Genomic DNA, 22430 nt, shown 5'->3' with positions numbered 1-22430 from the left:
CGCGGCCCGCTGCCCTCCTGACCTGCGCGTCGGATGCTGCGCGCCCAGGGAACACTCAGGAATCGGTAGTGTTGCTCCAGCACTCCCGACATCCCCCGAACCTGAGGAGCCCGCATGGCCCTGTGGAAGCTGCACGGAAACGGCCGCACGGTCGAACCCGGCGCCGTCGTCCGTCCCGATGAACGACTGAACTGGCCGGCCACGATCGCGATCGGCGTGCAGCACGTCGTCGCCATGTTCGGTGCGACCTTCCTGGTGCCGATCCTGACCGGGTTCCCGGTGTCGACGACCCTCCTCTTCTCCGGCTTGGGCACGCTGCTCTTCCTCCTGCTCACCCGGAACAAGCTGCCCAGCTACCTCGGCTCCTCCTTCGCTTTCATCGCACCGATCACCGCACTCAACGGGGGCAACGCGCTCGAGTCCGGCGAACAGATCACACAGGCGCTCCTCGGTGTCGTCGCCGCCGGAGTCCTCCTCGCCGCGATCGGCTTCCTGGTGCAGGCCGTCGGCACGGGCTGGATCGACAAGCTCATGCCGCCGGTGGTGGCGGGTTCGATCGTCGCTCTGATCGGCTTCAACCTGGCGCCGGCCGCGTGGAACAACTTCAAGCTGCAGCCGGAGCTCGCCACGGTGACCCTCATCGCGGTGGTGCTGTTCAGCGTGCTGTTCCGCGGATTCCTCGGCCGCATCTCGATCTTCCTCGGCGTCATCGTCGGCTACATCGTCGCCCTCTTCACGGGGCAGGTGACATTCGACGGTGTCGCCGAAGCCGCCTGGATCGGTCTCCCCGACTTCCACCTCGTGGCCGTCGGCGACCCGGTCGCCTGGGGGCTCGTGCCGATGTTCCTCCCCGTCGTGCTCGTGCTGATCGCCGAGAACGTCGGACACGTGCGCGGAGTCGCGACGATGACGGAAGACCCGACGATGAACAAGCACACGGGTCGTGCGCTGGTCGCCGACGGGCTCGCGACGACCCTGGCCGGCGGATTCGGCGGATCGGGCACGACCACCTACGGCGAGAACATCGGAGTGATGGCCGCGACGCGCGTGTATTCGACCGCGGCCTACTGGATCGCCGGCACCGTGGCGATCCTGCTCGCCTTCTCCCCCAAGATCGGCGTGATCTTCAACACGATTCCCGCCGGGGTGCTCGGCGGCGTGACCACTGCTCTGTACGGTCTGATCGGCGTCATCGGCATCAAGATCTGGGTCGACAACCGCGTCGACTTCTCGCGCCCGGTGAACCAGTACACCGTGGCGGTGTCGTTCGTCGTCGCCATCGCCGGCTTCGCGATGAGCTGGGGGAGTTTCCAGCTCGGGGCCATCGTCCTCGGCACTGTGGCAGCACTGCTGATCTACCACCTGGGCAACGCGATCGCCCGCTGGCGCAAGAGCGGCGCCGACGACGGCGGGCCGATCCCCGCGGTCGGACCGCTCGGCGGCGACCCGAGGTAACGCCGCTGCTCAGGCGATGACGGCGAGCACGCCGTCGGCCGCGACCGACGAGCCGACCTCGACGCGCGGAGACACGGCGCCGGCGCGATGGGCGGTGACGGTCGTCTCCATCTTCATGGCGTCGAGCACGGCGACGGAATCGCCGACAACGACGTCAGCCCCTTCGGAGACGAGCCAGCGCACCAGCGTGCCCGGCGCAGGCGCGCGAAGCTCTCCCGGGTCGGACCCGACGGCGGGTGCCAGGTCAGTCGCACCCTGCGCGAAGCCCGCGAGCAGCGCGGCCGGGAGACCGAGCATCACCCGACGGCCGTCGATCTCGACGGGGAACCGCTGCAGCGCCGCCTCCGTCGAGGGGCTGGGGCGGAGTTGAGGCTCCAAGCGCGGGAGGAGCGTGCTCTCGATCCACTGCGTGTGGACGGCGAAAGCCCGTGTGGCGAATGCCTCCTCCTCGAGCGCGAGCCGGGCGAAGGGGACGACTGTCGCCGGCCCCTCCACCACCAGTTCGCGGAGCGCCCGACGCGATCGCACGAGAGCGGCGTCACGCGTGTCCGCGTGCACGATGAGCTTGGCGATCATCGAGTCGAACGCGGGCTGCACCTCGTCACCTGCCTCGATGCCGCTGTCCCAGCGCACGCCCGGACCGCCCGGTACACGCAGGATGTCCACTCGCCCGGGACTGGGCAGGAATCCGCGTCCTGGATCCTCGGCGTTGATGCGGAACTCGAAGGCGTGCCCCCGTGGCTCGGGCGTCTGCGACAACGACATCCCCTCGCCGAAAGCGATCCGGAACTGCTCTCGAACCAGGTCGACCCCGGTGACCTGCTCGGTGACCGGATGCTCGACCTGCAACCGGGTGTTCACCTCGAGGAACGAGATCGTGCCGTCGGCGGCGAGGAGGAACTCGACGGTGCCCGCTCCGCGGTACTGCACCTCGGCACAGATCGCCTGTGCCGCGGAGTGGATCTGTGACCGCTGATCGGCGGAGAGCCCCGGTGCCGGTGCCTCTTCGATGAGCTTCTGGTTGCGGCGCTGCATCGAGCAGTCCCGGTCGCCCACGACGACGACGCCTCCTCGGCCGTCACCCAGCACCTGCACCTCGATGTGCCGCGGGCTTTCGAGAAATCGCTCCACGAAGCACTCGCCGCGACCGAACGCAGCGATCGCCTCACGCGTCGCCGCGTCGAACGCGGCAGCGACGTCGGACAGTTCACGGACGACCTTCAGACCTCGCCCACCCCCACCGAACGCGGCCTTGATGGCGATGGGCAGGCCGTGCTGCTCGGCGAAGTCCACCGCTTCCGCAGGACCGGCGAGCGGCTCATCGGTGCCGGGGGCCAGCGGCGCTCCCACGCGCAGAGCGATCCGCCGTGCGGTCATCTTGTCGCCGAGCGCCTCGATGCTCGCCGGTGCCGGTCCGATCCAGACGAGGCCGGCGTCCTCCACGGCGCGGGCGAACTCCGCGCTTTCGGAGAGGAATCCATAGCCGGGGTGGACGGCGTCCGCCTTCATCCGCTTCGCGGCGTCGAGCAGGGCCTCGACCGAGAGGTAGGTGTCCGCGGACGTCGTGCCGCCCAGGCCGGTGGCCTCGTCGGCCAGCCGCACGTGCAGAGCGTCGGCATCCTGATCCGCATATACCGCGATCGACATATACCCCGCCTCCGCGCAGGCTCGGATGATGCGCACAGCGATCTCGCCGCGATTGGCGATCAGCACCTTCTTCATGGGGTCTCCTTCACAACGAGGCGGATGCGCACTCCCGGTGCCAGCTGCCCGGCGATGTCCAGGCTTCGATCGGTGACGGCGGCGATGATCGGGTACCCGCCGGTGAGCGGGTGATCCGGCAGGAACAGCACCGGCTGGCCGTCGGGCGGGACCTGGATCGCGCCGGTGATCGCGCCCTCACTCGGCAGTTCCCCCGTGACAGCGCGCTCCAGCGGAATCTCCCCTGCCAGCCGGATGCCGACACGGTCGGAGCGCGGCGTGACCTCCCAGACCTGACGGGTGAGAGTCTCCAGCGCCGACGCGGTGAACCAGTCGTCGCGTGGGCCGAGGGTGATCTCGAGTTCGACGGTCTCGCCCGGTCCCGGCAAGGCTCGGGGGATCGAGAGCGGTGCCACCGAATGCGGGGCGGTGCGGGGGTCGCCGAGCTCGACGACGTCGCCGGCGGCCAGCGGTGCCGGTCCGAGTCCGGCGAGCGTGTCTGTGGAGACGCTGCCCAGAGCCGACAGTGCACGGATGCCGCCGCGCACGGCGACGACGTAGCGCAGGCCCCGTTCGGGGTGCCCGAACAGCAGTTCGTCGCCATCGGCGAGCGCGAACGGCGCACCATGCGGGACAACACGACTGGCTCCGTCGCGATCGGTGAGCGTGAGCGCTCCGGTCGCCCCGGTCACCGTGGCGACTTCGGCCCCCTGGAACCGCAACAGCATCCCCCCGACGCTCTCGAGAACCGCCGTGTGGGCATCGTTGCCGACCGCTCGGTTCGCATCGCGCATCGCCGTGCGGTCGGCGACACCGGATGCCGAGACGCCGAGGGCCGCATGACCCGGTCGCCCGAGGTCCTGCACCAGCAGTTGAAGCGACGAGCGGACGACCTCGATCCGGCGCGGCGCGTCGAAACCCAGCCCATCCCCTTGAGCCGCAGCGCTTGGGGGCATGGCATGCGGCGGAGCCGCGGAGTCATCGGCACTTTCCGATGCGGCCGACGAGGCCGACGCGGCACCCCGACCCGACGCGGCTGACACGGTCTCGGGGCCGAGGCGCTCGAAACGAGCCAGGGTGCCGGGAGAGAGCAGCGCGGGAGGGTCGCGTTCGATGTCCCACATCACCGCCTCCGTGCGTCCGATCAGCTGCCACCCACCCGGGCTCTCCCGGGGGTAGACCCCCGTGAAGTTCCCGGCAAGGGCGACCGACCCCGCCGGAACCCGCGTGCGCGGCGAAGACCTCCGCGGAACGTCGAAGAGGGGATCCGAAGATGCCGCGTACCCGAACCCCGGTGCGAAGCCGGAAAACGCCACCCGCCACTCGGCCGCGAGGTGCCGCGCGACGACCTCTTCCGCAGAGACGCCGAGCAGCGCGGCCACCTCATCCAGATCTTCCCCGTCGTAGTGCACCGGGATCGTGACTTCTCGCACCACGGGCGCATGCTCGGCGTCGACATGCGTCTGGGCGAGCACCGCCCCGAGGTCCGCGGCGGAGATCTGGAGCGGGTCGAACCGCACCAGCACGGTACGGGCGCCGGGGATGAGCTCGACGACACCCGTGACACCACCCCAGGCGAGGTTCAGGCGCATCGCCTCGTCGAGGTCCGCCGCCTCGATGAGGAGCGCTCGATCCGACGCCGTGAGGATGCGCATCAGGTCACCGGGCGAACGGGGCGACGGTGATTCCTGCCGCCTCGAGCATCCGCCGGGTCGCTGCAGCCATCTCGACCGACCCTGGACTGTCGCCGTGCACGCAGATCGACTGGGCGCGCACAGCGACGTCCGTGCCGTCGATCGCCCGGATGACACCCTCGTCGGCCAGGCGCACCATGCGCTCGGCGACCGCCTCGGCATCGTGCAGCACGGCCCCCTCCTGCGTGCGCGGGACCAGCTGTCCGTCGGGAAGATAAGCACGGTCGGCGAACGCCTCGGCCGCGACGGCGAGTCCTGCACGTTCGGCGACCTCGAGGACGACACCCCCGGCGAGACCGAGCAGGACGAGACTCGGGTCGATCGCGCGGACGGCGGCGACGACGGCCTCGGCCTGTCGTTCGTCGCGCGCGATCGTGTTGTACAGCGCGCCGTGCGGCTTGACGTACGCGACGGTGCCGCCGACGGCCGCGGCGAGACCGCTGAGTGCCCCGAGCTGATACTCGACGTGAGCCTGCAACGTGGCCGAGTCGATGTCCATCGCGGTGCGCCCGAAATTGTCGTAGTCGCGGTACCCGGGGTGGGCGCCGATCACCACCCCGCCACGCACGGCCGCGGCGAGGGTGGATCGGATGCCCTCCGGACTCCCGGCGTGGAACCCGCAGGACACATTGGCGCTGGTGACGATGGCGAGCATGCTCTCGTCATCGCTGACGATCCGGTCGGGGACGTTCTCTCCGAGATCCGAGTTGAGGTCGATGGTTGCCACGGCTCAGCCTCCGATTCCGAGGAAGGCGAAGATCGGTCCGATCGACACCGCACCCATGTACCAGGTGAGCGCGGTCACGAGGGTCCCCGCGATGAGGAGCCACATCGGGTATTTCGCCGTGCCGAGGAGGTCGCGACGGAACCAGCCGATGTACATGAACACGGTGAGCCCGATCGGAAGGATGAGGCCGTTGAATCCACCGACGAAGACGAGGATCGCTGCCGGTGCCGTTCCGATCGAGAGGTACACGATCAGCGACACGACGATGAACGCGACCGTCGCCAGCTGCAGCGGCCATCCGCCGGCGAGCTTGCGGGTGAACGTCGAGAGGAAGGTCGCCGAGGTGTAGGCGGCACCGATCACGGAGCTGATCGCCGCTGCCCAGAAGATGGCACCGAAGATGCGCAGCCCTGCGTCGCCGAGCACCGAGCCGAAAGCCTGCCCCGCGGGGTTGGCAGCCTGGCTGGAGAGGTCGAGCGCGACACCCGACGCGACGACGCCCAGGATGGCGAGGAACAGCACGTAGCGCATGATGCCGGTGATGATGATGCCGTTCGCCGCCGCGCGCATCACGGGTCCGGCATGCTCAGGGCCGGTGTGACCGGAGTCGAGGTAGCGGTGAGCACCCGAGTAGGTGATGTAGCCGCCCACGGTGCCGCCGACGATGGTGGTGATGGTGGCGAAGTTCAGCTCGTCAGGCACGAATGTCTGGCGCAGTGCTTCGCCGATGGGCGGCTGCGCGATGACGGCCACGATGACGGTCATCACGATCATCGCGATCCCGAGCACGACCAGCACCACGTCCATGACGGGGCCGGCCTTCTTCAGGAGGAAGATGACGATCGCCAGGGCGGCGGTGAGCATGCCGCCGATCTTGGCGTCGATCCCGAGCAGCGCGTTCAGCCCCAGACCGCCGCCGGCGATGTTGCCGATGTTGAAAGCCAGCCCGCCGATCACGACCAGGACGGCGATGAGGTGGCCGGAGAAGGGGATGGCGCTGTTGGCCAGTTCACCCGCGCGCTTGCCCGACGAGGTGATCATGCGCCAGACGTTCAGCTGCACGGCGATGTCGATCAGGATCGACACGAGGATGGCGAATGCGAATGCCGAGCCCATCGTGGCGGTGAACGTCGCCGTCTGCGTGATGAAGCCGGGACCGATGGCACTGGTGGCCATGAGGAAGATCGCGCCGATGACGGCGCCGCGTCCGGCGCGCTTCTTGGCTGAGGCGAGGCGAGCGTGGTCCTCCGGTGACAGGGAGGCAGTGGACTGCTCGGACATAGGGTGTTCCCATCGTCGTTGGTGGGTGTCGATTGACACCCAGTGTAGAGCGGATTGACTCGTATTGTTCAACAATGATGTTTCCGCCGTGCTACAACGAGATTGCCGTCGTGTGATTCATCGAGAGCTTCCGTAGACGATCCACCTGCTCCGCCACCTACGATGAAGGCATGAATCAGCAGGGCATGCTCGCCGACGTGCTCCGTCAGCGGATCATCGACGGCGATTTCGCACCGGGCTCACGCCTGTCGGAAGCGGCCCTCGCCGAGCAGTTCGACGTCTCGCGCAACACCCTTCGCGAGGCGTTCCGGGTACTTGCCGAACAAGGCCTGGTCGAGCACATCCCGCACCGCGGGGTCTCGGTGGCCTCCCCCTCGATCGCCGACGTCGTCGACATCTACCGAGCGCGACGCGTCATCGAATGCGCCGCGCTGCGGCAGTCCGAGCCGGAGCATCCCGCCGTCCAGCGGATGCGCGCGGCGGTCGAGGCCGCAGAGGCGAGCAGCTCGGGGGCCGCAGGACGTGACGACGGCGCCTGGCGCGGCGTCGGCAGCGCCAACATGGCGTTCCACGTCGCTCTGGTCGATCTCGCAGACAGCCCCCGGCTCGCCCGCACCTATCGCAACGTGGCCGCCGAGCTGCGGCTCGCATTCCTCACCATCGACGATCCGCGATCGCTGCACGAGCCGTTCGTCCGCAGGAATCGTGCGGTGCTCACGGCCTTCGTCGAGCACGGGCCGGATGCCGGAGCCGACGAGCTCGAGCGATACCTCGTCCAGTCCGAACGCGCCGTACTCGGCGCCTTCTCCCGGATGGGCACGGCCTGACGGACTGACCTTCTGCGGCCAGGTCGAACTTCGGCCGAAATGCGAGCGGATGCTACGCCGACGCCCGCACCACGAGCTCCGTCGGCAGAATCGTCGTGTTCGGGGCGTCGCCCCCGGTGAGCCGCGACAGCATCACACTCGCCATCGCCTCCCCCTGGGCGTACATCGGCTGACGCATCGTCGTCAATTGCGGGTCTGTGCTCACCGCGACCGAGGAGTCGTCGAAGCCGACCAGCGCGACGTCGTCGGGAACACGCAGTCCGGCCGCGCGGATCGCCGTGAGCGCCCCGCGAGCCATGAGGTCGCTCGCGACGAAGATCCCGTCCGGGCGACCGGCCGCGAGGATGCGTCGCGCGGCATCCGCTCCGCTGCTCTCGCTGTAGTCACCCTCTTCTTCGGCGAACGGTGCGAGGCCGGCATCCGCCAACGCGTCGCGGAAACCCTGGACGCGATCGACCGACGACACCATGGTCAGCGGTCCGGAGATCGTCGCCACCCGCGTCCGGCCGATCTCGACGAGCCGGCGGGTGGCGTTGCGGCCGCCCGTGACGTTGTCGACGTCGACGACGTAGTCGCCCTCGCGCCGACGCACCGGGCGCCCGCCGTACACGACCGGCACCGCCTCGGCGATCCGGTCGATGAAGGCGTCACTGGTGTGGTGCGACACGATGAGGGCGCCGTCGACGCCGCCGTTGCGCACGAAGCTGTTCATCTTGTCGCCCGGGTCGTCGCTGGCGATGAGCAGGTTGAGCAGATATTCGGAGCCGCCCAATGCCCCCGTGATGCCGGCCACGATCGAGGCGAAGAACGGGTCACCGAAGAAGCGCGTGGTGTCTTCGGGAACGATCAGCGCGATCGCGTGCGTCTGACGCGAAGCGAGCGATCGGGCCGCCCGGTTGGGAACGTAGTTCAGATCATCGATCGCCTTGCGAACGGCTGCCAGCGCCTCCGGGCTCACCGCCGTCGAGCCGTTGACCACCCGTGACACCGTCGACCGGGAGACACCGGCGGCGGATGCGACCTCTTCGATGGTCGCTCGTGGCGACATCACCGGACGTTCTCTTCCATCGACCCATTCTGTCTGTTCGGCGGGGACTCGCGCGCCACCGCCGTTTCGAGTCGCGCAGACGGTCCGGGTTTCGACGTTAGCTGCGGTCGTTCACGCGATTTGAACGGCGAGAGCGTCTTTCTCTGTGAGAGTGCGGGTCGCGATGATGCGAGCGTACTCTCGGCCCGAGTCCTTCAGACTCCGCTCCTGAGTGTCGTAGTCGACCCGCACGATTCCGAAGCGCTTGTCGTACCCCCATGCCCACTCGTAGTTGTCGAACATCGACCAGTAGAAGTAGCCGCGCACGTCGACGCCGGATTCGGCGGCATCCAGCACCGCCCCCAGATGCAGGCGGAGGAACTCGGTGCGCTCGACGTCGTGCACGCGCGTCTCTCCGTCTTCGACCACGGCGACGTCGTCATAGGCGGCGCCGTTCTCCGTCATGTACAGCACGGTTCCGGCGGGCTCGGCGTACTCCGTCCACACCCGCTGCAGCACCCGGGTCAATCCTTCCGGCTGCACCTCCCAGTTCTGCGCGGTCCGTGGGAGTCCGCGCTCGACCGAATGGATGCCCTCGCTCGACGGGTACGGGCTGCGTCCCTTCCGCTCGGTCGCGGGGCCCCCGGACGCGGGCCGGAGCGCGGGCGCCGTTCCCGACAGGAAGTCGCCGTGGTAGTAGTTCACGCCCTGGGTGTCGATCGGCTGCGAGATGGTCGCGAGGTCGCCCTCGTGGATCGCGGCCTCGAACAGGGCCACGGCATCCGCATCCACCGCCCGGATGTCCTCGACGATGTCCGCCGGATACGCACCCCGGTAGATCGGGTCGAGGAACCAGCGATTGAACTGCCCGTCGACGCGGCGGGCGGCGTCGACGTCGGCGGGGTCCGCGGGATCGGCCGGGTCGGCGACCGTGTGGTTCAGGGTGATGCCGAGGTTGAGCGACGCATCACGGCTGCGGAGTTCCTGCACCGTCGCGCCGTGCGCGAGCAGCAGGTGGTGGGAGGCGAGGAGGCCCTCCGCGACGCTGGTGTGACCGGGGGCGTGCTCGCCGCCGGTGTACGACAGGAACGACGAGCACCACGGCTCGTTCAGGGTCGTCCACACGTTCACCCGATCTCCGAGAGCGTCGTGCATGGTGCCCGCGTACTCCAGGAAGCGGTCGACCGTGTCGCGGTTTGTCCACCCCCCGGCATCCTGCAGCGCCTGCGGCATGTCCCAGTGATACAGGGTCAGCCAGGGCAGGATGCCGGCACCGAGCAGCCGGTCGACGAGGCGCTCGTAGAAGTCGACTCCGGCCGCGTTCACGGCCCCGCCGTCGGGCCGCACCCGCGACCAGGACGTGGAGAACCGGTACGTCTGCAGGCCGAGCTCGGTCATCAGCGCGACGTCATCCGCGTAGCGGTGATAGTGGTCGCACGCGACATCGCCGGTGTCGCCCCCGATGACCGCGCCGGGAACCCGCGCGAAGGTGTCCCAGATCGAGGCGGTGCGGCCGTCCTCGAACGCGGCACCCTCGATCTGATAGGCGGCGGTCGCCGCGCCGAAGAGGAAGTTCGAGGGGAAGGAGCGCGTCATGAGGGTCATCCTTTCACCGCGCCGGCCATGATGCCACTGACCAGCTGACGTCCCGCGACCACGAAGAGCACGAGCAGCGGGAGAGTGGCGAGCACGGCACCGGCGAGCACGATGGAGTAGTCGACGTAGTAGCCGGACTGCAGTTGGCTCAAGGCGGTCTGCAGGGTCGGGTTCGAAGGGGAGAGCACGATCAGCGGCCACAGGTAGTCGGTCCACGCGGTCATGAAGGTGAAGAGCCCGAGGATCGCCATCGCCGGCCGGGCCGCCGGGATGCCGACGGTCAGGAAGGTGCGGAACTGATTCGCGCCGTCCATCCGGGCCGCCTCGATCAGCTCGTCCGGGATGACATCGACGAGATACTGCCGCATGAAGAACACGCCGAACGCCGTGACGAGCGTCGGAATGATCACCGCGCCGATGGAGCCGGTCCATCCGAACTCCCGCATCAGCATGAACAGGGGAATGATCCCGAGCTGCGTCGGGATCGCCATAGTCGCGATCACGAAGATCATCAGGCCATCGCGGCCCTTGAAGCGGAGCTTCGCGAACGCATAGCCCGCCAGGGTCGAGAAGGTCACCACCGAGATCGTGATGATGCTGGAGATCAGAAACGAGTTGCCCAGGGCCAGCCAGAACGGGATCGCGTCGAACACCTTGGCCGCGTTCGCCAAGAAGTTCCCGCCGGGGATGAGGGGCAGCGTCTCACCCCGGGTGGAGTTCGTGCCACTGGCCACCACGACCGACCACCACAGCGGATAGGCGCTGCCGATGATGAACGCGGCGAGCAGGCCGTAGGTCAGGAATCCGGGACGGCTGCCGATTCCGGCGGTCCCGGCGGACGTGCTGCGGCGGCGGATCTTCTCCGGAACGCTCAGTGCCTGGGTGGCGGTCATCGCGCCTCCTCCTTGCTGGTCGGGCGGGCGCGGCGCCGAGCGGCGCGGTTTCGCCGGTCGTCTCCGGTGGAGATCCTCCGAGAGATGAGGAAGTTGATCACGCCGATCCCGACGATGAGGAGGAACAGCAGGATGGCGACGGCGGATGCCTCACCGAGGTTGAGACGGAAGAAGGCGAGCTCCCAGAGGAACAGCACCGTGGTCTGGAACTGCCGGTCGCTGCCGCCGATGCCGCCGGCGGTGGACGCATCGAACAGCTTCGGCTCGGCGAAGATCTGCAGACCGCCGATCGTCGAGGTGATGATGACGAAGATCAGGGTCGGACGGATCGTCGGGATCGTGATCGAGAAGAAGCGCCGCGCCGACCCTGCCCCGTCGAGGGCCGCGGACTCGTAGAGGTCACGGGGCACGGACTGCATGGCGGCGAGCAGGATGAGGGCGTTGTAGCCGGTCCAGCGGAAGTTCACCATGACGGCGATCGCGATGTGCGACAGGCCGGTGTCCGTCTTCCACTGCTGGTCGGCGATGCCGATGAGATTCAGCAGGTTGTTGGCGAGGCCGTCGGCCTCGTTGAAGATGCTGGAGAAGATGATGGCGACCGCCACCGGGGTCACGACGAAGGGGATGAGCACGCTCATCCGCCAGAACGTCGGAGTGCGAAGGCCTCGGTCCAGCAGGTAGGCGATGAACAGGGCGACCGCGAGCTGCGGGATCGCGGAGAGCAGGAAGATGCTCAGCGTGTTGAAGATCGAGTTCCAGAACATCGGGTCGCCGAGGATCTCGACGAAGTTGCCGATGCCGACGAACTCGCCCTGCCCCTCGAGGAGATCCCACTCGTGGACGGCGACCCAGACGGTGTACAGCAGGGGAAACAGGCCGACCAGCCCGAAGAGCAGGAAGAACGGCGAGATGTAGAGATACGGGGACGCGTGCTGGTCGAACCGCGAGACGCGGTGACGCCAGGGGCGCTTGGGGGGAGCATCCGCCTTCTTCTGTGGAGCGGATGCTGCGTCACTGCGCTCCGCGGGGGGTGCGGTGAGAGTCATGAGTCGTCCTTGTCTCGGGCGGGAAGTGGCGGATGCTGCGGGGGAGGGTGGGGCGTTTCGTCTCGCTCGGCGACCGGAACCGCTCGTGGAGCGGGCGAAGCGAGACGAAACGCCCCGAGGGTCAGTCGACCAGCTGGTTCAGCAGGTCGACCGCCTTGTCCCAGGCACCCTGGGTGTCGACCTCACCGAGATCGAGGCTCCGCAGAGCGGGGCCGAACACGTTCTCCTGGATGATGGAGTCGTCCGGTCCCTTGAACTGCGCCACGACGCCCTTGGCACGCTCGGCCAGGATCGCACCGGTGGGCGCTTCGTTGAAGAACTCGTTCGGCGTCGCGTCCTCGGCGAGCGTCTCCTGCGCCTTCACGGTGGACGGGAAGTTGCCGGCAGCGGCGGACTGCTTCACCTGCTGCTCGGACTCGGTCAGCCAGCTGGCGAGCTCGGCTGCGGCTTCCTTGTGCTCTGACGTCTCCGGGATCGAGAGGAACGCGCCTCCCCAGTTCGTCGGGCCGTTGGGGAAGACGTCGGCGAAGTCCCAGCCGGTCGACGCATCGCCGCCACCGGTCTCGACCTGACCCTGAACGATGCCGAGCATCCATCCGGGGCAGACGAACGTCGCGAACGAGCTGTCCACGAACGACTTGCCGCCGTTCCAGTCCCACGCCTTCTGCGCGGCGGACTGTCCGCCCTCGGTGGCTGCTCCGAGCAGTTCGAAGCGCTCCATGAGCTCCTTGTTGCCGTCGACGTTCAGCTCGCCGTCGGCGGTGTAGTAGCCCTCTTCGAGCTGGTTGACCATGGCGTTCCAGACGAAGCCGGAGTGGTCGTACCAGGCTTTGCCGGTCTTCTCGGTGTACTCCTTGCCGACGGCGAAGTAGTTCTCCCAGTCGCCGTCGAGCAGCTCGGCGACGCCCTCTCGGTCGCTGGGCATCCCGGCCGCCTCGAGAGCGGGTCCGTTGTAGCAGATGCCGCTCGGGCCGATGTCGGTGCCGTAGCCGATGACTCGGCCTTCAGGATCGGTGGCCTGGTCGTACTTCCAATCGAGCCAGTCGCCCTTGCGGTCTTCGATGCCGTGGTCGCGGAGGTCGACGAACGTGCTGGAGTTCTTCATGATCGCGCCGAGCCAGCCCTCCTCGACGGCGACGATGTCGCTGAGACCGCTGCCTGCGGCGATCTTGGTGAAGGCGTCGGTGCGGGCGTTGCCACCGGTGTCGATGTTGGTCGCCTCGATCGTGACGTTCGGGTTGGCCTTCTCGTACTCCTTGTACAGCTCTTCGTAACCGAAGGTGCCGAAGGTGGTCACCGTCAGTGTGACGTCCTCGTCGGCGCTGCCTTCGGCGGCGTCGCCGGAGCTGCCGGAGCAGCCGGCCAGGGCGAGGGCGGCGACGGATGCGACGGCGGCAGTCGCCAGGATCCGGGTGCGGGCACGTGTATTCACAAGTCACTCCTTTGTGTGCGGGGTCGTGCGGGATCGTGCAATGTGATGCGCGGGACAAGTCGTGGGAGCGCTCCCACGGCTTGACCAGTCACTCTATGAGAGCGCTCCCATGAAAGTCAAGAGCGGGTCTGAGTTAGCCTTGCTCGGTGCCTTCCGCCCCGCTCTCCCCCGCCCTCACCCGCGCCGCGACCCTGATCCGCAGCATCCCCGACTACCCGCAGCCGGGGATCGTCTTCCGCGACATCACGCCGTTGCTGGCGGATGCCGAGGCTCTCCGCGCCACGACCGAGGCGATCATCGAGCCCTTCGCCGGCCAGTTCGACGTGGTCGCCGGCATCGAAGCGCGCGGGTTCATCCTCGCCGGCACGGCTGCCATCGCCGCGGGGGTGGGGCTGATCCCGATCCGCAAGGCAGGCAAGCTTCCGCGGCCCGCGGCATCCGTCGACTACGCCCTCGAATACGGCACCGCGACGATCGAGATGCACGACGACCTGCCCGCCGGCTCACGCGTCCTGCTCATCGACGACGTGCTCGCCACCGGCGGCACCCTCGCGGCAGGGCGAGAGCTGGTCGAACGTCTCGGCAGCCACGTCATCGGCATCTCGGTGCTGTTCGAGATCGACGGGCTCGGCGGGCGCGCGGCTATCGGCGACCTGCACACGGTCTTCCACGCCTGAGGCCCACGTCTACCGCGGCTTTTTCGCGCGGGCTGGTACTCACCCGCCGGTGGCGGTGCGGATCGCGGCCGCGGTGTGCGCGAGCTGGTTCATGGCCACGAGGACGCGATGCTGCGCTGCGGCCGCGACGAGCACGTTGCGCGCGACGACGTCCCGCGTGCCCTCCGGTTGGATCGACCCGATGTCGGCCATCGCGATCGGCTCCAGCGCCTCCGCATAGTGCACCAGATCGTCGAGATCGTACGCATAGCCGACGCGCGCGGAGCCGGCGAGCGCCCGGATGAGCGCAGACGACGCGACGCTGCGAAAGCGCAGCCAACCCATCCGCTCCTGGAGCTCGCCGATCAATGCGGCCTGCACGTCGTCGGGCTCCGTCGAGACGACCATCCCGGTCGCGAGCACCTGGCACGCCTCCATGATGTCGAGCAGTGTCGCACCGGGATCGTCGACGAGGTCGGTCAGCGCGCGGATCCCCTCGGTCGACGCATCGAACTCGCTGCGGAGCGTCTGGATGAGGGCGATGCGTTCGACGTGATGCTCGCCGTAGACGGCGGTGGTCTGGTTGCGCAGCTCGCCCGCGGGAAGGACGCCCGACCGGATCCAGAACTTGATCGACGCAGTGCTCGCTCCGGTGCGGCGTGCGAGTTGACTCAGCTTCATCGGATCGTCCGTGGGCCCTTCGCTATCCAGGATGCAGGGTTTGGATAGCGACCTTATCTTATGAGACATGGACCCCCTGCACATCCTCATTCCGATCCACGCCGTCGCCGCGTCGTTCGTGATCCTGATCGGCCCGGTCAACTTCCTGCGCCGCCGGAAGGATGCTGCGCACCGCCTGCTCGGACGCACCTTCGCTGTCATGATGTACTTCGTCTGCGTCTCCGGCCTGCTGATCTACGAAGGCGGCGGCTTCGGGATCTTCCACGCTCTGGCGATCTTCACTCTGATCACCACCACGCTCGGCATTCGCGCGATCATCCGAGGTGACGTGAAGGCGCACCGTGCGAACATGATCGGCTCCTGGGCTGGAACCGTCGCGGCCGGGACCTTCGCCGCTGTGGCGCCGGGGCGGGCGATCCCGACCCTCGCCGTCGATGATCCGACACTCTTCTGGTCGATCGTGGCGGCGATCATCGTGGCGACCACCCTCTGGGTCGCGGCAGTGCTCTCCCCCGCCGGGCGGCGGATGCTCGACGCCCGAGCGCGCGCCCGCGCGTCGCGGAAGCGGGCGGCGTCGAAGGCGAACGAAGGGGCAGCCGCGCCGGAGATCGCCCGAGCAGCAGGGCAGTAGACTGGACGCGCCCGTCCGCCCGCGACTCCCGGCGTTTCGACTCCTCGCTGCGCTCGTCGCTCAATGACCACAGCTGCGACCTGCGGCCGCCAGGAGGATCACGATGCCCACCATCGTCGTCGACGTCATGCCCAAGTCCGAACTGCTCGACCCGCAGGGGAAGGCCGTCTCCGGCGCTTTCAACCGCCTGGGTGTCGAGGGCTTCAGCGACGTCCGCATCGGCAAGCGCTTCGAGCTCACCGTCGAGGGCGAGGTCACCGACGAGCTTCTCGCCGAGGCCAAGCGCGTCGCCGACGAGGTGCTCTCCAACTCCGTGATCGAAGACGTCGTCGGCATCGAGGTCGTCGAGTGAGCGTTCGCGTCGGGGTCATCACCTTCCCCGGTTCGCTCGACGATCGCGACGCGCAGCGGGCCGTCCGCCTCGCCGGCGCCGAGCCGGTCGCCCTCTGGCACGGATCGCACGACCTCCAGGGCGTCGACGCCCTCGTCCTCCCCGGCGGATTCAGCTACGGCGACTATCTGCGCGCAGGGGCCATCGCCGCCCTTTCGCCGATCATGGCCGAGGTGAAGGATGCCGCGGCATCCGGCATGCCCATCCTCGGCATCTGCAACGGCTTCCAGATGCTCGTCGAGGCACACCTGCTGCCCGGCGGCCTGATCCGCAACGATCACCAGCATTTCGTGCGCCGCGACCAGAGGCTCGTCGTCGAGAACGCCGACACCGCCTGGACCAACGCCTTCCGTCGTGGCCAGGAGATCGTCATCCCGCTGAAGAACGGCGACGGCGGCTACATCGCCGACGACGAGACGCTCGACCGCCTCGAAGGCGAGGGCCTCGTCGCCTTCCGCTACGCGGGCGTGAACCCGAACGGCTCGCTGCGCGACATCGCGGGGCTCACCAACGAAGCGGGCAACGTCGTCGGCCTGATGCCTCACCCCGAACACGCCACAGAGCCGGGATTCGGTCCCGACACGACCGTGGCGATGCGCAGCGGAATCGACGGACTCGATTTCTTCACCAGCGCCGTCGCCGCGATCGCGCGCGTCGCCGCGTAACTCGGGTTCAGTCGCTCGGGTCCGGTCGCTCGGCTCAGTCGCCCGGGTTCAGTCGCCCGGAAGGGCGAAGGGGTTGTCCGCCGCCGCGGCGAGCAGGTACCAGGCCGTCGTTCCGGTGTGCAGACTCGCGTAGTAGAGATCGCCGAAGCCGGAATCCAGGCCGTCCTTCGACGTCGCGACGATCCCTCTGCCGTCGCCGTTCGGCTGTTCGCGCTGCGCCAGACGGATGCCGGCGAGGAACGTCTCGGCCCGAGCTTCATCACCGTCTGAGCCGCGAAGCCGGAGCGCCAACGCCATCTGGCCGCTGCCCTCGAACCACACCTTCGAGACGTCGGTGTCGCTGATCGACGGCCCCTGGTACGGTCCGTCCGTGGCGATCAGGTGCCCGAGCGTCCAATCCAGAGCAGCGCCGTAACGGGCATCGCCGGTGGCGAGTGCCGGCCAGGTCTGCGCGTCCAGCGGGATCGGACGCGTGTTGATCGTGCTTCCATCGAGCAGGGTTCCCGTGTCGACGTGGCCGTCGGCAGACTGCATCGCCGCCACGAAACCGGCTGCGACCTCGGCGCGCTCCGCCCAGACCCGGTCGCCCGTGAGCTGGGCGAGCTGCGTGAAGAATCCTGCGAGGTCGGCATTGTGCTCGGTCGACTTCCATGTCAGCGACGTGCCATCGTCGACCTGACCGCCGGTGTAGCCGTAGGGAGCGCGCACCATATCGGCAGTGTTCGTCTGAACCCACTGACCGATCCGCACCGCTCCGTCGAGGTACTTGGTCTCGCCGGTCGCGTGGAAGAGCCGCGCAAGGGCCATTCCCACCCACGCCTGATTGCCGGTGAAGGTGCCCGGTCCGGTGATCTCCACCCGTCCCTGACGGATTCCGTGCGGTTCGTACGACGTGCGGACTCGGCCGTCGGCGATCGGATCGTTCTCCTGCACGAAGAGCAGGGTGTCGCCGATGGCCTGCGCCCGGCGGATGTCCTCCGGCAGGCCGCGGGCCGTGTAGGCGATCACCACCAGAGAGTCGTCGTAGACGAAAGACGGCGTGAAGTCCCAGCTCGGAGTCGTGAAGAATCCGCCCTGATAGCTCCGGGGAAGGCAGCGGCCGGCACTGTCGCAGAACTCGTCCACGCGATCGTCCAGGAAGTCGTATGCCCCCTCGACGGACTCCGCCTGACCGGGTGCGGTGGTTTCCGGCGCCGCACTTCCTGACGGCGCGCTGTCACCCGATGCCGCGGGCGCCGCGCTGGCGAGCATCGCCGCCGAGACGACAGCGGCGAGCACCGCCGAAAGTCCGGATCGACGCATGGAACCAGGCATGGGACCCCTTCGATCGGACCGCGTCCGAGCCGATCTCGTGCGGGCGACACACGTCGCAAAAGCAGCCTCGCATGGCGCGCGAGGCTGGAGAAGTGGCGAAAGTCCATAGTTCTCTGACCTTCGGCGAGCGCCGGCACCGAACCTGCGGATCAGCGGATGCCGAGCTCCTCGGCGACGACCAGCGCGGTACCGCCGAGCAGCACGATGTCGTCTCCGCGCACCGCGACGCGGATCTCGAAGTCATCGGTGACGATCGCCAGCGCGTCGTGCTCGATGGCGTCCTTCGTCGCCTCCAGGAACACACCCCCGACGATGTCGAGCGGCCCCGACAGGACCACGTGCTCGAGCCCCAGTGCCGCGACGACCGGCGTGAGGACGCGGCCGAGGGCTCGCCCTGCCGTGGCCAGGACGGCGTCTGGCGATGCGCCGGGCTCGGCCAGACGTCGCCGGATGTACGGAACGGCGGCGACAACCTCGAGGCACCCGCGCCGGCCGCACCGGCAGACCTCGCCGTCGTCGTCGACGAGGACGTGCCCGATCTCACCCGCCGTGAATCGGCGGCCCGTGACGAGCGCGCCGCCGACGATGACACCGCTTCCGATGCCCTGCCCGATCCGGACGAGGGCAAGATTGTCGACGCCAGGCTGGCCGTACGTGCGGGCAGCAAGAGCCGCGGCGTTGGCGTCGTTGGCGACGTGCACCGGCACCGAGACCGCTGCGGCGATCGCCGCGGCGACATCGAGGTCGTGCCAGTCGAAAGCGACCGCCTCGCGCACCACGCCCGCCGCGTTCACGACACCGGGTGAGCCGACGCCGACTCCGAGGACCCGCACGGTCGACCGCTTGACGAGCGCGGCCGCGAGAGCGCAGACCTTGTCGAGGAGCGCGATGCCGCGAGCGCCGCCGGTCGGTACGGTCCGCGAGTGGACGACCTCGCCGGCGAGGTTCATGATCGCACCGCTCAGCTCCGCATACGCCGACAGGTCGAGCGTGACGACGTGATACGAATCCGGATTCAGCGCGATGAGCGTGCTGGGCTTGCCCACCCGGCCTTCCGGACGGGGTCCGCTCTCGCGCACGATCCCTTCGGCGGATACCTCATCGACGATCCGCGACACGCTCACGCGGGTCAGTCCTGTCGCCCGCGCCAGGTCAGCGCGACTCATCGCGTCAGCACGGAAAAGCGTCCGGAGGATCAGCGAACGGTTCACCTGACGGGTGTGCTCGGGCAGAGCCTTCTCCGTGCCCCGCGCGGTGCTCACGAGATGCCGAGTTCTGCGGAGAGCACGGCGACGAGCGGCCCCTGGAGGGCCAGCAGCCCGCCGTCGGAGGCGATGTCGACACCGATCGAGCTCGTCGTCGACGGGAACGTGCGCTCCGCCAGGTGCTCTCGCGTGCGTCGGGCGAAGTCCTCGTCGTAGACATCCTCCGGGCCGACGATCACCACGTGGGTGGCGCCGAGCAGCGAGATGATGGGCGCGACGGCGGCCGCGAGCGCATCCGCGGCATCGTCCATCACCACCTGGCGATCCTCCCCGGCGTCGAGGCGGCGCCGGATCGCGGGAACGGCCACGATGGAGTCGAGGCATCCCGCTCGCCCGCACAGGCAGTCGGTCTCCCGACGCGGGTCCACCACGACATGGCCGATCTCGCCTGCAGTGAAATCCATCCCGTCGATGAGGCTCTCGCCGACGATCAGTCCCGCGCCCGCACCGCGCTGGATGGTCACGATGAGGATGCTGCGGCCGTCGTTCTCCCGGAAGGTGTGGACGGCCAGGGCCATCCCGTTGGCATCGTTGACGACGTGCACGGGAAGGCCGAACCGCTCGCTCAACGCACCGCGGAGATCAGCGTGGAACCATCCCAGGTGCGGGGCGAAGCGTACGACTCCCGTGCGGTCCACCACGCCGGGGCTGCCGACGCCGATGCCCAGCACCGGAGCGGGGGCCTGCGCGAGCAGTTCCTCGGCCAGCGCCATCACGCGCGCGATGGCGGCATCCCCCCGCTCGGTGCGGACATCGACCTGCAGCTGGTGCGATGCCCGGCTGCGCAGGTTCATCACCGCTCCCCGGAACGACAGAGCATCCGACAGGTCGAGGCTGATGACCGAGCGCGAGTCGTCGTCGATGGCCACGAGCGTGGCCGGCTTGCCGACTCGGACATCGGTCGAGTGCCCGGCCTCCACCAGGATGCCCTGCTCGATCAGATCGCCGACGATCGCCGAGACCGTGACCTTGTTCAAGCCCGAGCCGCGTGCGATGTCCGCCCGGCTCCGTGGCCCCTCGTGGAACAGGGTCTGCAGCAGCATCGCGCGGTTGCGCCGGCGGTTGTGCTCGGGGAGCGCCTTGGTCGTGATGCGGAGATCGGCCACAGCCCATTGTCTCCCGCGCCCCGGATCCGGGGGCACTGTTTCCTCGACGGGCGGATCGGGCACCGCGCGGCTGCTCGATCCGCTCGTGTGATCAGCGGACATCCACGCGCGCTCAGCCCTTGACGGCGCCGGCGGACATGCCGGTGACGAGGTTGCGCTGGATGATCATGAAGAACACCACCACAGGCAAGGAGAACAGCGTCGCCGCCGCCATCTGTCCGCCGTAGTCCGTGCCCATCTCGCCGCCGACCGAGACGGTGAAGGAGTTCAGCCACACCGGGAGCGTGTAGTTCACCTGGTCCTTCATGAAGGTGAAGGCGATGATGTAGTCGTTCCAGGCGGCGATGAAGGCGAACACGCTGCTGGAGATGATCCCCGGCATCACGAGCGGGAAGAGCACTCGTGTGAGCACCTGCCAGGTCGAGGCGCCGTCGATGCGCGCCGCCTCGTCGATCTCGATCGGGATGGCGAGGAAGAAGCCGCGCATGACCCAGATCGAGAACGGCAGCACGCTGGCGACGTAGGCGAAGATCAGGCCCCAGTAGGTGCCGAGCAAGCCCATCGAGTTGAAGATGAGGAACTGCGGGATGAGCAGGGCGGTCCCGGGAAGCATCTGCACGATGAGGATGAGGACGAGGATCGAGCGGCGCCCGCGGAACCGGAACCGCGAGAGCGCGGCGGCGGCGAAGATGCCGAGCACGATCGCGAAGACGACCGCTCCGGTGACCACGATCACCGAGTTCTGCAGGTAGACCAGGAACTGGCCCTTGCCGATCGCGGTGAAGAAGTTGTCGAGTGTCGGCGCCTCCGGAAAGAAGTGGGGCGTGCTGCTGAGCATCTCCGACCGCGGTTTGAAGGCGGTGTTGACCATCCAGTAGACGGGGAACGCCCAGACGATGCAGAACAGGATCGCGATGGTGCTGCTGATCCAGGGGACCCGGCGCAGACGGCGAGTGCGAGTGGTCATGTCAGAGGTCCTCTCCCGAGCGCACGAGGTGTCGGATGTACACGGCACTCAAGGCCGCGAGGATGATCGTCGAGGCGACCGCGATCGCTGAACCGGCACCGATCTGGAGGTTGCCCGAGAAGGCGGTCGTATAGGTGAAGACGCCGAGCGTCGAGGTCGCGCCGTCGGGGCCGCCCTCGGAGATGAGCCAGATCTGATTGAAGACGTTGAAGTCCCAGATGATCGAGAGCATCGTCACCAGCAGGATCGTCGGCGCGATGGAGGGCAGTACGACCACGCGGTAGACGTGCCACTCGGAGGCGCCGTCGAGGCGGGCGGCCTCCTTCAGCTCGACCGCCACCTGCGTCTCGGCGGCATAGAGGGTCAGAGCGATGAACGGCACCGCCTGCCACACCACGAGGAGCCAGATGCAGACCCACACGAGGACGGGGTCGGATGCCCAGTCGCGGCTGGTCATGTCGCCGAAGACGCCGAGCTGCGTCAGCATCCAGTTGATCACGCCGTACTGCGGCTGGAACAGCCAGGACCACACGATCGATGACGCCACGTTCGGCATCGCCCACGCGAGGATGAGGACCACCGTGGTCAGATGGCGGATGGCCGAGGGGAGGCGGGTCATGAGATGCGACATGCCCGCACCGATGGCGACACTGCCGACGACGAGGGCGGCGGTGAAGATCATGGTGCGGGTGAGTGAGAGCCAGAACTCCCGGTCCGCCATGACCGCGGCGTACTGATCGAGGCCGACGAACTCGAAGGCGCCGGTGAAGAGCGTGCGCTGGTTGTAGTTGGTGAACGATGTGAAGATCAGGAACCCGATCGGCAGCAGCGTCACGAACACGATCATCAGACCCGCAGGCGTCAGCAGCCAGAACGGTGCCGATGAACGGGTGAGACCACCGGCGCGGCGCGTCCGCGGCGGTCGCGGCGGCCGCGGGGAGAGAAGAGGAGCCGTCGGCGGGGGCTCCGTTGAAGTGGTGACCAAGGTCTCGCCTTTCGTCGGGTCGCGGCGCTGCCGCACGAGGGCAGTGCCGGAGAAGTTCGGACGCGAGAGGGTGCCGCGCGATGGGCGCGA

General features: G+C 68.3%; 21 protein-coding genes. 6 read left to right on the top strand and 15 right to left on the bottom strand.

What is annotated here, in order from left to right; genetic code table 11:
- The first annotated feature begins 114 nt into the window (after positions 1-114).
- Positions 115-1455, top strand: a complete 1341-nt coding sequence (locus D7252_RS07100; RefSeq protein ID WP_120774741.1) for a uracil-xanthine permease family protein — start codon at positions 115-117, stop codon at positions 1453-1455.
- A 9-nt stretch (positions 1456-1464) separates the two neighbouring features.
- Here the strand turns inward: D7252_RS07100 and D7252_RS07095 are convergent, their stop codons facing one another.
- The 4 genes from D7252_RS07095 to D7252_RS07080 are packed head-to-tail and all read right to left on the bottom strand — an operon-like array spanning position 1465 to position 6858.
- On the bottom strand, positions 1465-3177 hold the full coding sequence (locus tag D7252_RS07095; protein WP_120774740.1) for a biotin carboxylase N-terminal domain-containing protein: 1713 nt from the start codon (positions 3175-3177) through the stop codon (positions 1465-1467).
- Positions 3174-4811, bottom strand: a complete 1638-nt coding sequence (locus D7252_RS07090; RefSeq protein WP_120774739.1) for an urea amidolyase family protein — start codon at positions 4809-4811, stop codon at positions 3174-3176. The genes D7252_RS07095 and D7252_RS07090 overlap by 4 nt, the downstream gene beginning before the upstream one ends.
- Before the next feature lie 4 nt (positions 4812-4815).
- A complete protein-coding gene (locus D7252_RS07085; RefSeq protein WP_120774738.1) occupies positions 4816-5577 on the bottom strand; it encodes a LamB/YcsF family protein in 762 nt (253 codons plus the stop codon).
- Positions 5578-5580: 3 nt separating this feature from the next.
- On the bottom strand, positions 5581-6858 hold the full coding sequence (locus tag D7252_RS07080; RefSeq protein WP_120774737.1) for an NRAMP family divalent metal transporter: 1278 nt from the start codon (positions 6856-6858) through the stop codon (positions 5581-5583).
- 170 nt (positions 6859-7028) lie between these two features.
- Between D7252_RS07080 and D7252_RS07075 the strand changes: the two genes are divergently transcribed.
- Positions 7029-7685: a GntR family transcriptional regulator gene (locus D7252_RS07075; protein ID WP_120774736.1), complete on the top strand. Its 657-nt coding sequence runs from the start codon at positions 7029-7031 to the stop codon at positions 7683-7685.
- A 52-nt stretch (positions 7686-7737) separates the two neighbouring features.
- Here the strand turns inward: D7252_RS07075 and D7252_RS07070 are convergent, their stop codons facing one another.
- The 5 genes from D7252_RS07070 to D7252_RS07050 form a co-directional block, all read right to left on the bottom strand.
- On the bottom strand, positions 7738-8733 hold the full coding sequence (locus D7252_RS07070) for a LacI family DNA-binding transcriptional regulator (protein ID WP_120774735.1): 996 nt from the start codon (positions 8731-8733) through the stop codon (positions 7738-7740).
- 111 nt (positions 8734-8844) lie between these two features.
- Entirely contained in the window at positions 8845-10308 is a 1464-nt protein-coding gene (locus D7252_RS07065; protein ID WP_183055210.1) for a GH1 family beta-glucosidase, read from the bottom strand.
- A gap of 5 nt (positions 10309-10313) precedes the next feature.
- On the bottom strand, positions 10314-11201 hold the full coding sequence (locus D7252_RS07060; protein WP_120774733.1) for a carbohydrate ABC transporter permease: 888 nt from the start codon (positions 11199-11201) through the stop codon (positions 10314-10316).
- Complete coding sequence (locus D7252_RS07055; RefSeq protein WP_120774732.1) at positions 11198-12247, bottom strand: carbohydrate ABC transporter permease; 1050 nt, start codon at positions 12245-12247, stop codon at positions 11198-11200. Before D7252_RS07055 ends, D7252_RS07060 begins: the two co-directional genes overlap by 4 nt.
- Before the next feature lie 121 nt (positions 12248-12368).
- Entirely contained in the window at positions 12369-13679 is a 1311-nt protein-coding gene (locus tag D7252_RS07050) for an ABC transporter substrate-binding protein (protein WP_120774731.1), read from the bottom strand.
- A 146-nt stretch (positions 13680-13825) separates the two neighbouring features.
- Between D7252_RS07050 and D7252_RS07045 the strand changes: the two genes are divergently transcribed.
- Positions 13826-14356: an adenine phosphoribosyltransferase gene (locus D7252_RS07045; RefSeq protein ID WP_120774730.1), complete on the top strand. Its 531-nt coding sequence runs from the start codon at positions 13826-13828 to the stop codon at positions 14354-14356.
- 39 nt (positions 14357-14395) lie between these two features.
- Here D7252_RS07045 and D7252_RS07040 read toward each other — a convergent pair whose 3' ends face one another.
- Complete coding sequence (locus D7252_RS07040) at positions 14396-15016, bottom strand: MerR family transcriptional regulator (protein ID WP_183055209.1); 621 nt, start codon at positions 15014-15016, stop codon at positions 14396-14398.
- Positions 15017-15083: 67 nt separating this feature from the next.
- Between D7252_RS07040 and D7252_RS07035 the strand changes: the two genes are divergently transcribed.
- From D7252_RS07035 to purQ, 3 genes are all read left to right on the top strand, one after another.
- Positions 15084-15647, top strand: coding sequence for a DUF2306 domain-containing protein (locus D7252_RS07035; RefSeq protein ID WP_120774728.1), 564 nt, complete (start codon positions 15084-15086; stop codon positions 15645-15647).
- A 103-nt stretch (positions 15648-15750) separates the two neighbouring features.
- Positions 15751-15999 (top strand): phosphoribosylformylglycinamidine synthase subunit PurS, encoded by a 249-nt coding sequence (gene purS / locus D7252_RS07030; RefSeq protein ID WP_120774727.1) that lies wholly within the window; start codon positions 15751-15753, stop codon positions 15997-15999.
- Entirely contained in the window at positions 15996-16703 is a 708-nt protein-coding gene (gene purQ / locus D7252_RS07025) for a phosphoribosylformylglycinamidine synthase subunit PurQ (RefSeq protein ID WP_120774726.1), read from the top strand. Before purS ends, purQ begins: the two co-directional genes overlap by 4 nt.
- Positions 16704-16751: 48 nt before the next feature.
- Here purQ and D7252_RS07020 read toward each other — a convergent pair whose 3' ends face one another.
- The 5 genes from D7252_RS07020 to D7252_RS06995 form a co-directional block, all read right to left on the bottom strand.
- A complete protein-coding gene (locus tag D7252_RS07020) occupies positions 16752-18017 on the bottom strand; it encodes a hypothetical protein (protein WP_120774725.1) in 1266 nt (421 codons plus the stop codon).
- A gap of 149 nt (positions 18018-18166) precedes the next feature.
- Complete coding sequence (locus D7252_RS19815; RefSeq protein WP_183055208.1) at positions 18167-19279, bottom strand: ROK family transcriptional regulator; 1113 nt, start codon at positions 19277-19279, stop codon at positions 18167-18169.
- Positions 19276-20388 (bottom strand): ROK family transcriptional regulator, encoded by a 1113-nt coding sequence (locus tag D7252_RS07005; protein WP_183055207.1) that lies wholly within the window; start codon positions 20386-20388, stop codon positions 19276-19278. Before D7252_RS07005 ends, D7252_RS19815 begins: the two co-directional genes overlap by 4 nt.
- 112 nt (positions 20389-20500) lie before the next feature.
- Positions 20501-21355, bottom strand: a complete 855-nt coding sequence (locus D7252_RS07000; protein WP_120774722.1) for a carbohydrate ABC transporter permease — start codon at positions 21353-21355, stop codon at positions 20501-20503.
- A 1-nt stretch (position 21356) separates the two neighbouring features.
- Positions 21357-22340, bottom strand: coding sequence for a carbohydrate ABC transporter permease (locus tag D7252_RS06995; RefSeq protein ID WP_215110914.1), 984 nt, complete (start codon positions 22338-22340; stop codon positions 21357-21359).
- Positions 22341-22430 lie beyond the last annotated feature (90 nt).

The sequence above is a fragment of the Microbacterium sp. CGR2 genome (genome assembly GCF_003626735.1).
Classification (GTDB): Bacteria; Actinomycetota; Actinomycetes; order Actinomycetales; family Microbacteriaceae; genus Microbacterium.
Note: the sequence above shows the minus strand (reverse complement) of the source record. Positions and strands in the feature narration are given on the sequence as shown.

Excerpts from the sequence above, each read along its gene's own strand:
- D7252_RS07100 (WP_120774741.1), top strand. The coding sequence starts at position 115 with ATGGCCCTGTGGAAGCTGCACGGAAACGGCCGCACGGTCGAACCCGGC.
- D7252_RS07095 (WP_120774740.1), bottom strand. The coding sequence starts at position 3,177 with ATGAAGAAGGTGCTGATCGCCAATCGCGGCGAGATCGCTGTGCGCATC.
- D7252_RS07090 (WP_120774739.1), bottom strand. The coding sequence starts at position 4,811 with ATGCGCATCCTCACGGCGTCGGATCGAGCGCTCCTCATCGAGGCGGCG.
- D7252_RS07080 (WP_120774737.1), bottom strand. The coding sequence starts at position 6,858 with ATGTCCGAGCAGTCCACTGCCTCCCTGTCACCGGAGGACCACGCTCGC.
- D7252_RS07075 (WP_120774736.1), top strand. The coding sequence starts at position 7,029 with ATGAATCAGCAGGGCATGCTCGCCGACGTGCTCCGTCAGCGGATCATC.
- D7252_RS07070 (WP_120774735.1), bottom strand. The coding sequence starts at position 8,733 with ATGTCGCCACGAGCGACCATCGAAGAGGTCGCATCCGCCGCCGGTGTC.
- D7252_RS07065 (WP_183055210.1), bottom strand. The coding sequence starts at position 10,308 with ATGACGCGCTCCTTCCCCTCGAACTTCCTCTTCGGCGCGGCGACCGCC.
- D7252_RS07060 (WP_120774733.1), bottom strand. The coding sequence starts at position 11,201 with ATGACCGCCACCCAGGCACTGAGCGTTCCGGAGAAGATCCGCCGCCGC.
- D7252_RS07055 (WP_120774732.1), bottom strand. The coding sequence starts at position 12,247 with ATGACTCTCACCGCACCCCCCGCGGAGCGCAGTGACGCAGCATCCGCT.
- D7252_RS07040 (WP_183055209.1), bottom strand. The coding sequence starts at position 15,016 with ATGAAGCTGAGTCAACTCGCACGCCGCACCGGAGCGAGCACTGCGTCG.
- D7252_RS07035 (WP_120774728.1), top strand. The coding sequence starts at position 15,084 with ATGGACCCCCTGCACATCCTCATTCCGATCCACGCCGTCGCCGCGTCG.
- purS (WP_120774727.1), top strand. The coding sequence starts at position 15,751 with ATGCCCACCATCGTCGTCGACGTCATGCCCAAGTCCGAACTGCTCGAC.
- D7252_RS07020 (WP_120774725.1), bottom strand. The coding sequence starts at position 18,017 with ATGCCTGGTTCCATGCGTCGATCCGGACTTTCGGCGGTGCTCGCCGCT.
- D7252_RS07000 (WP_120774722.1), bottom strand. The coding sequence starts at position 21,355 with ATGACCACTCGCACTCGCCGTCTGCGCCGGGTCCCCTGGATCAGCAGC.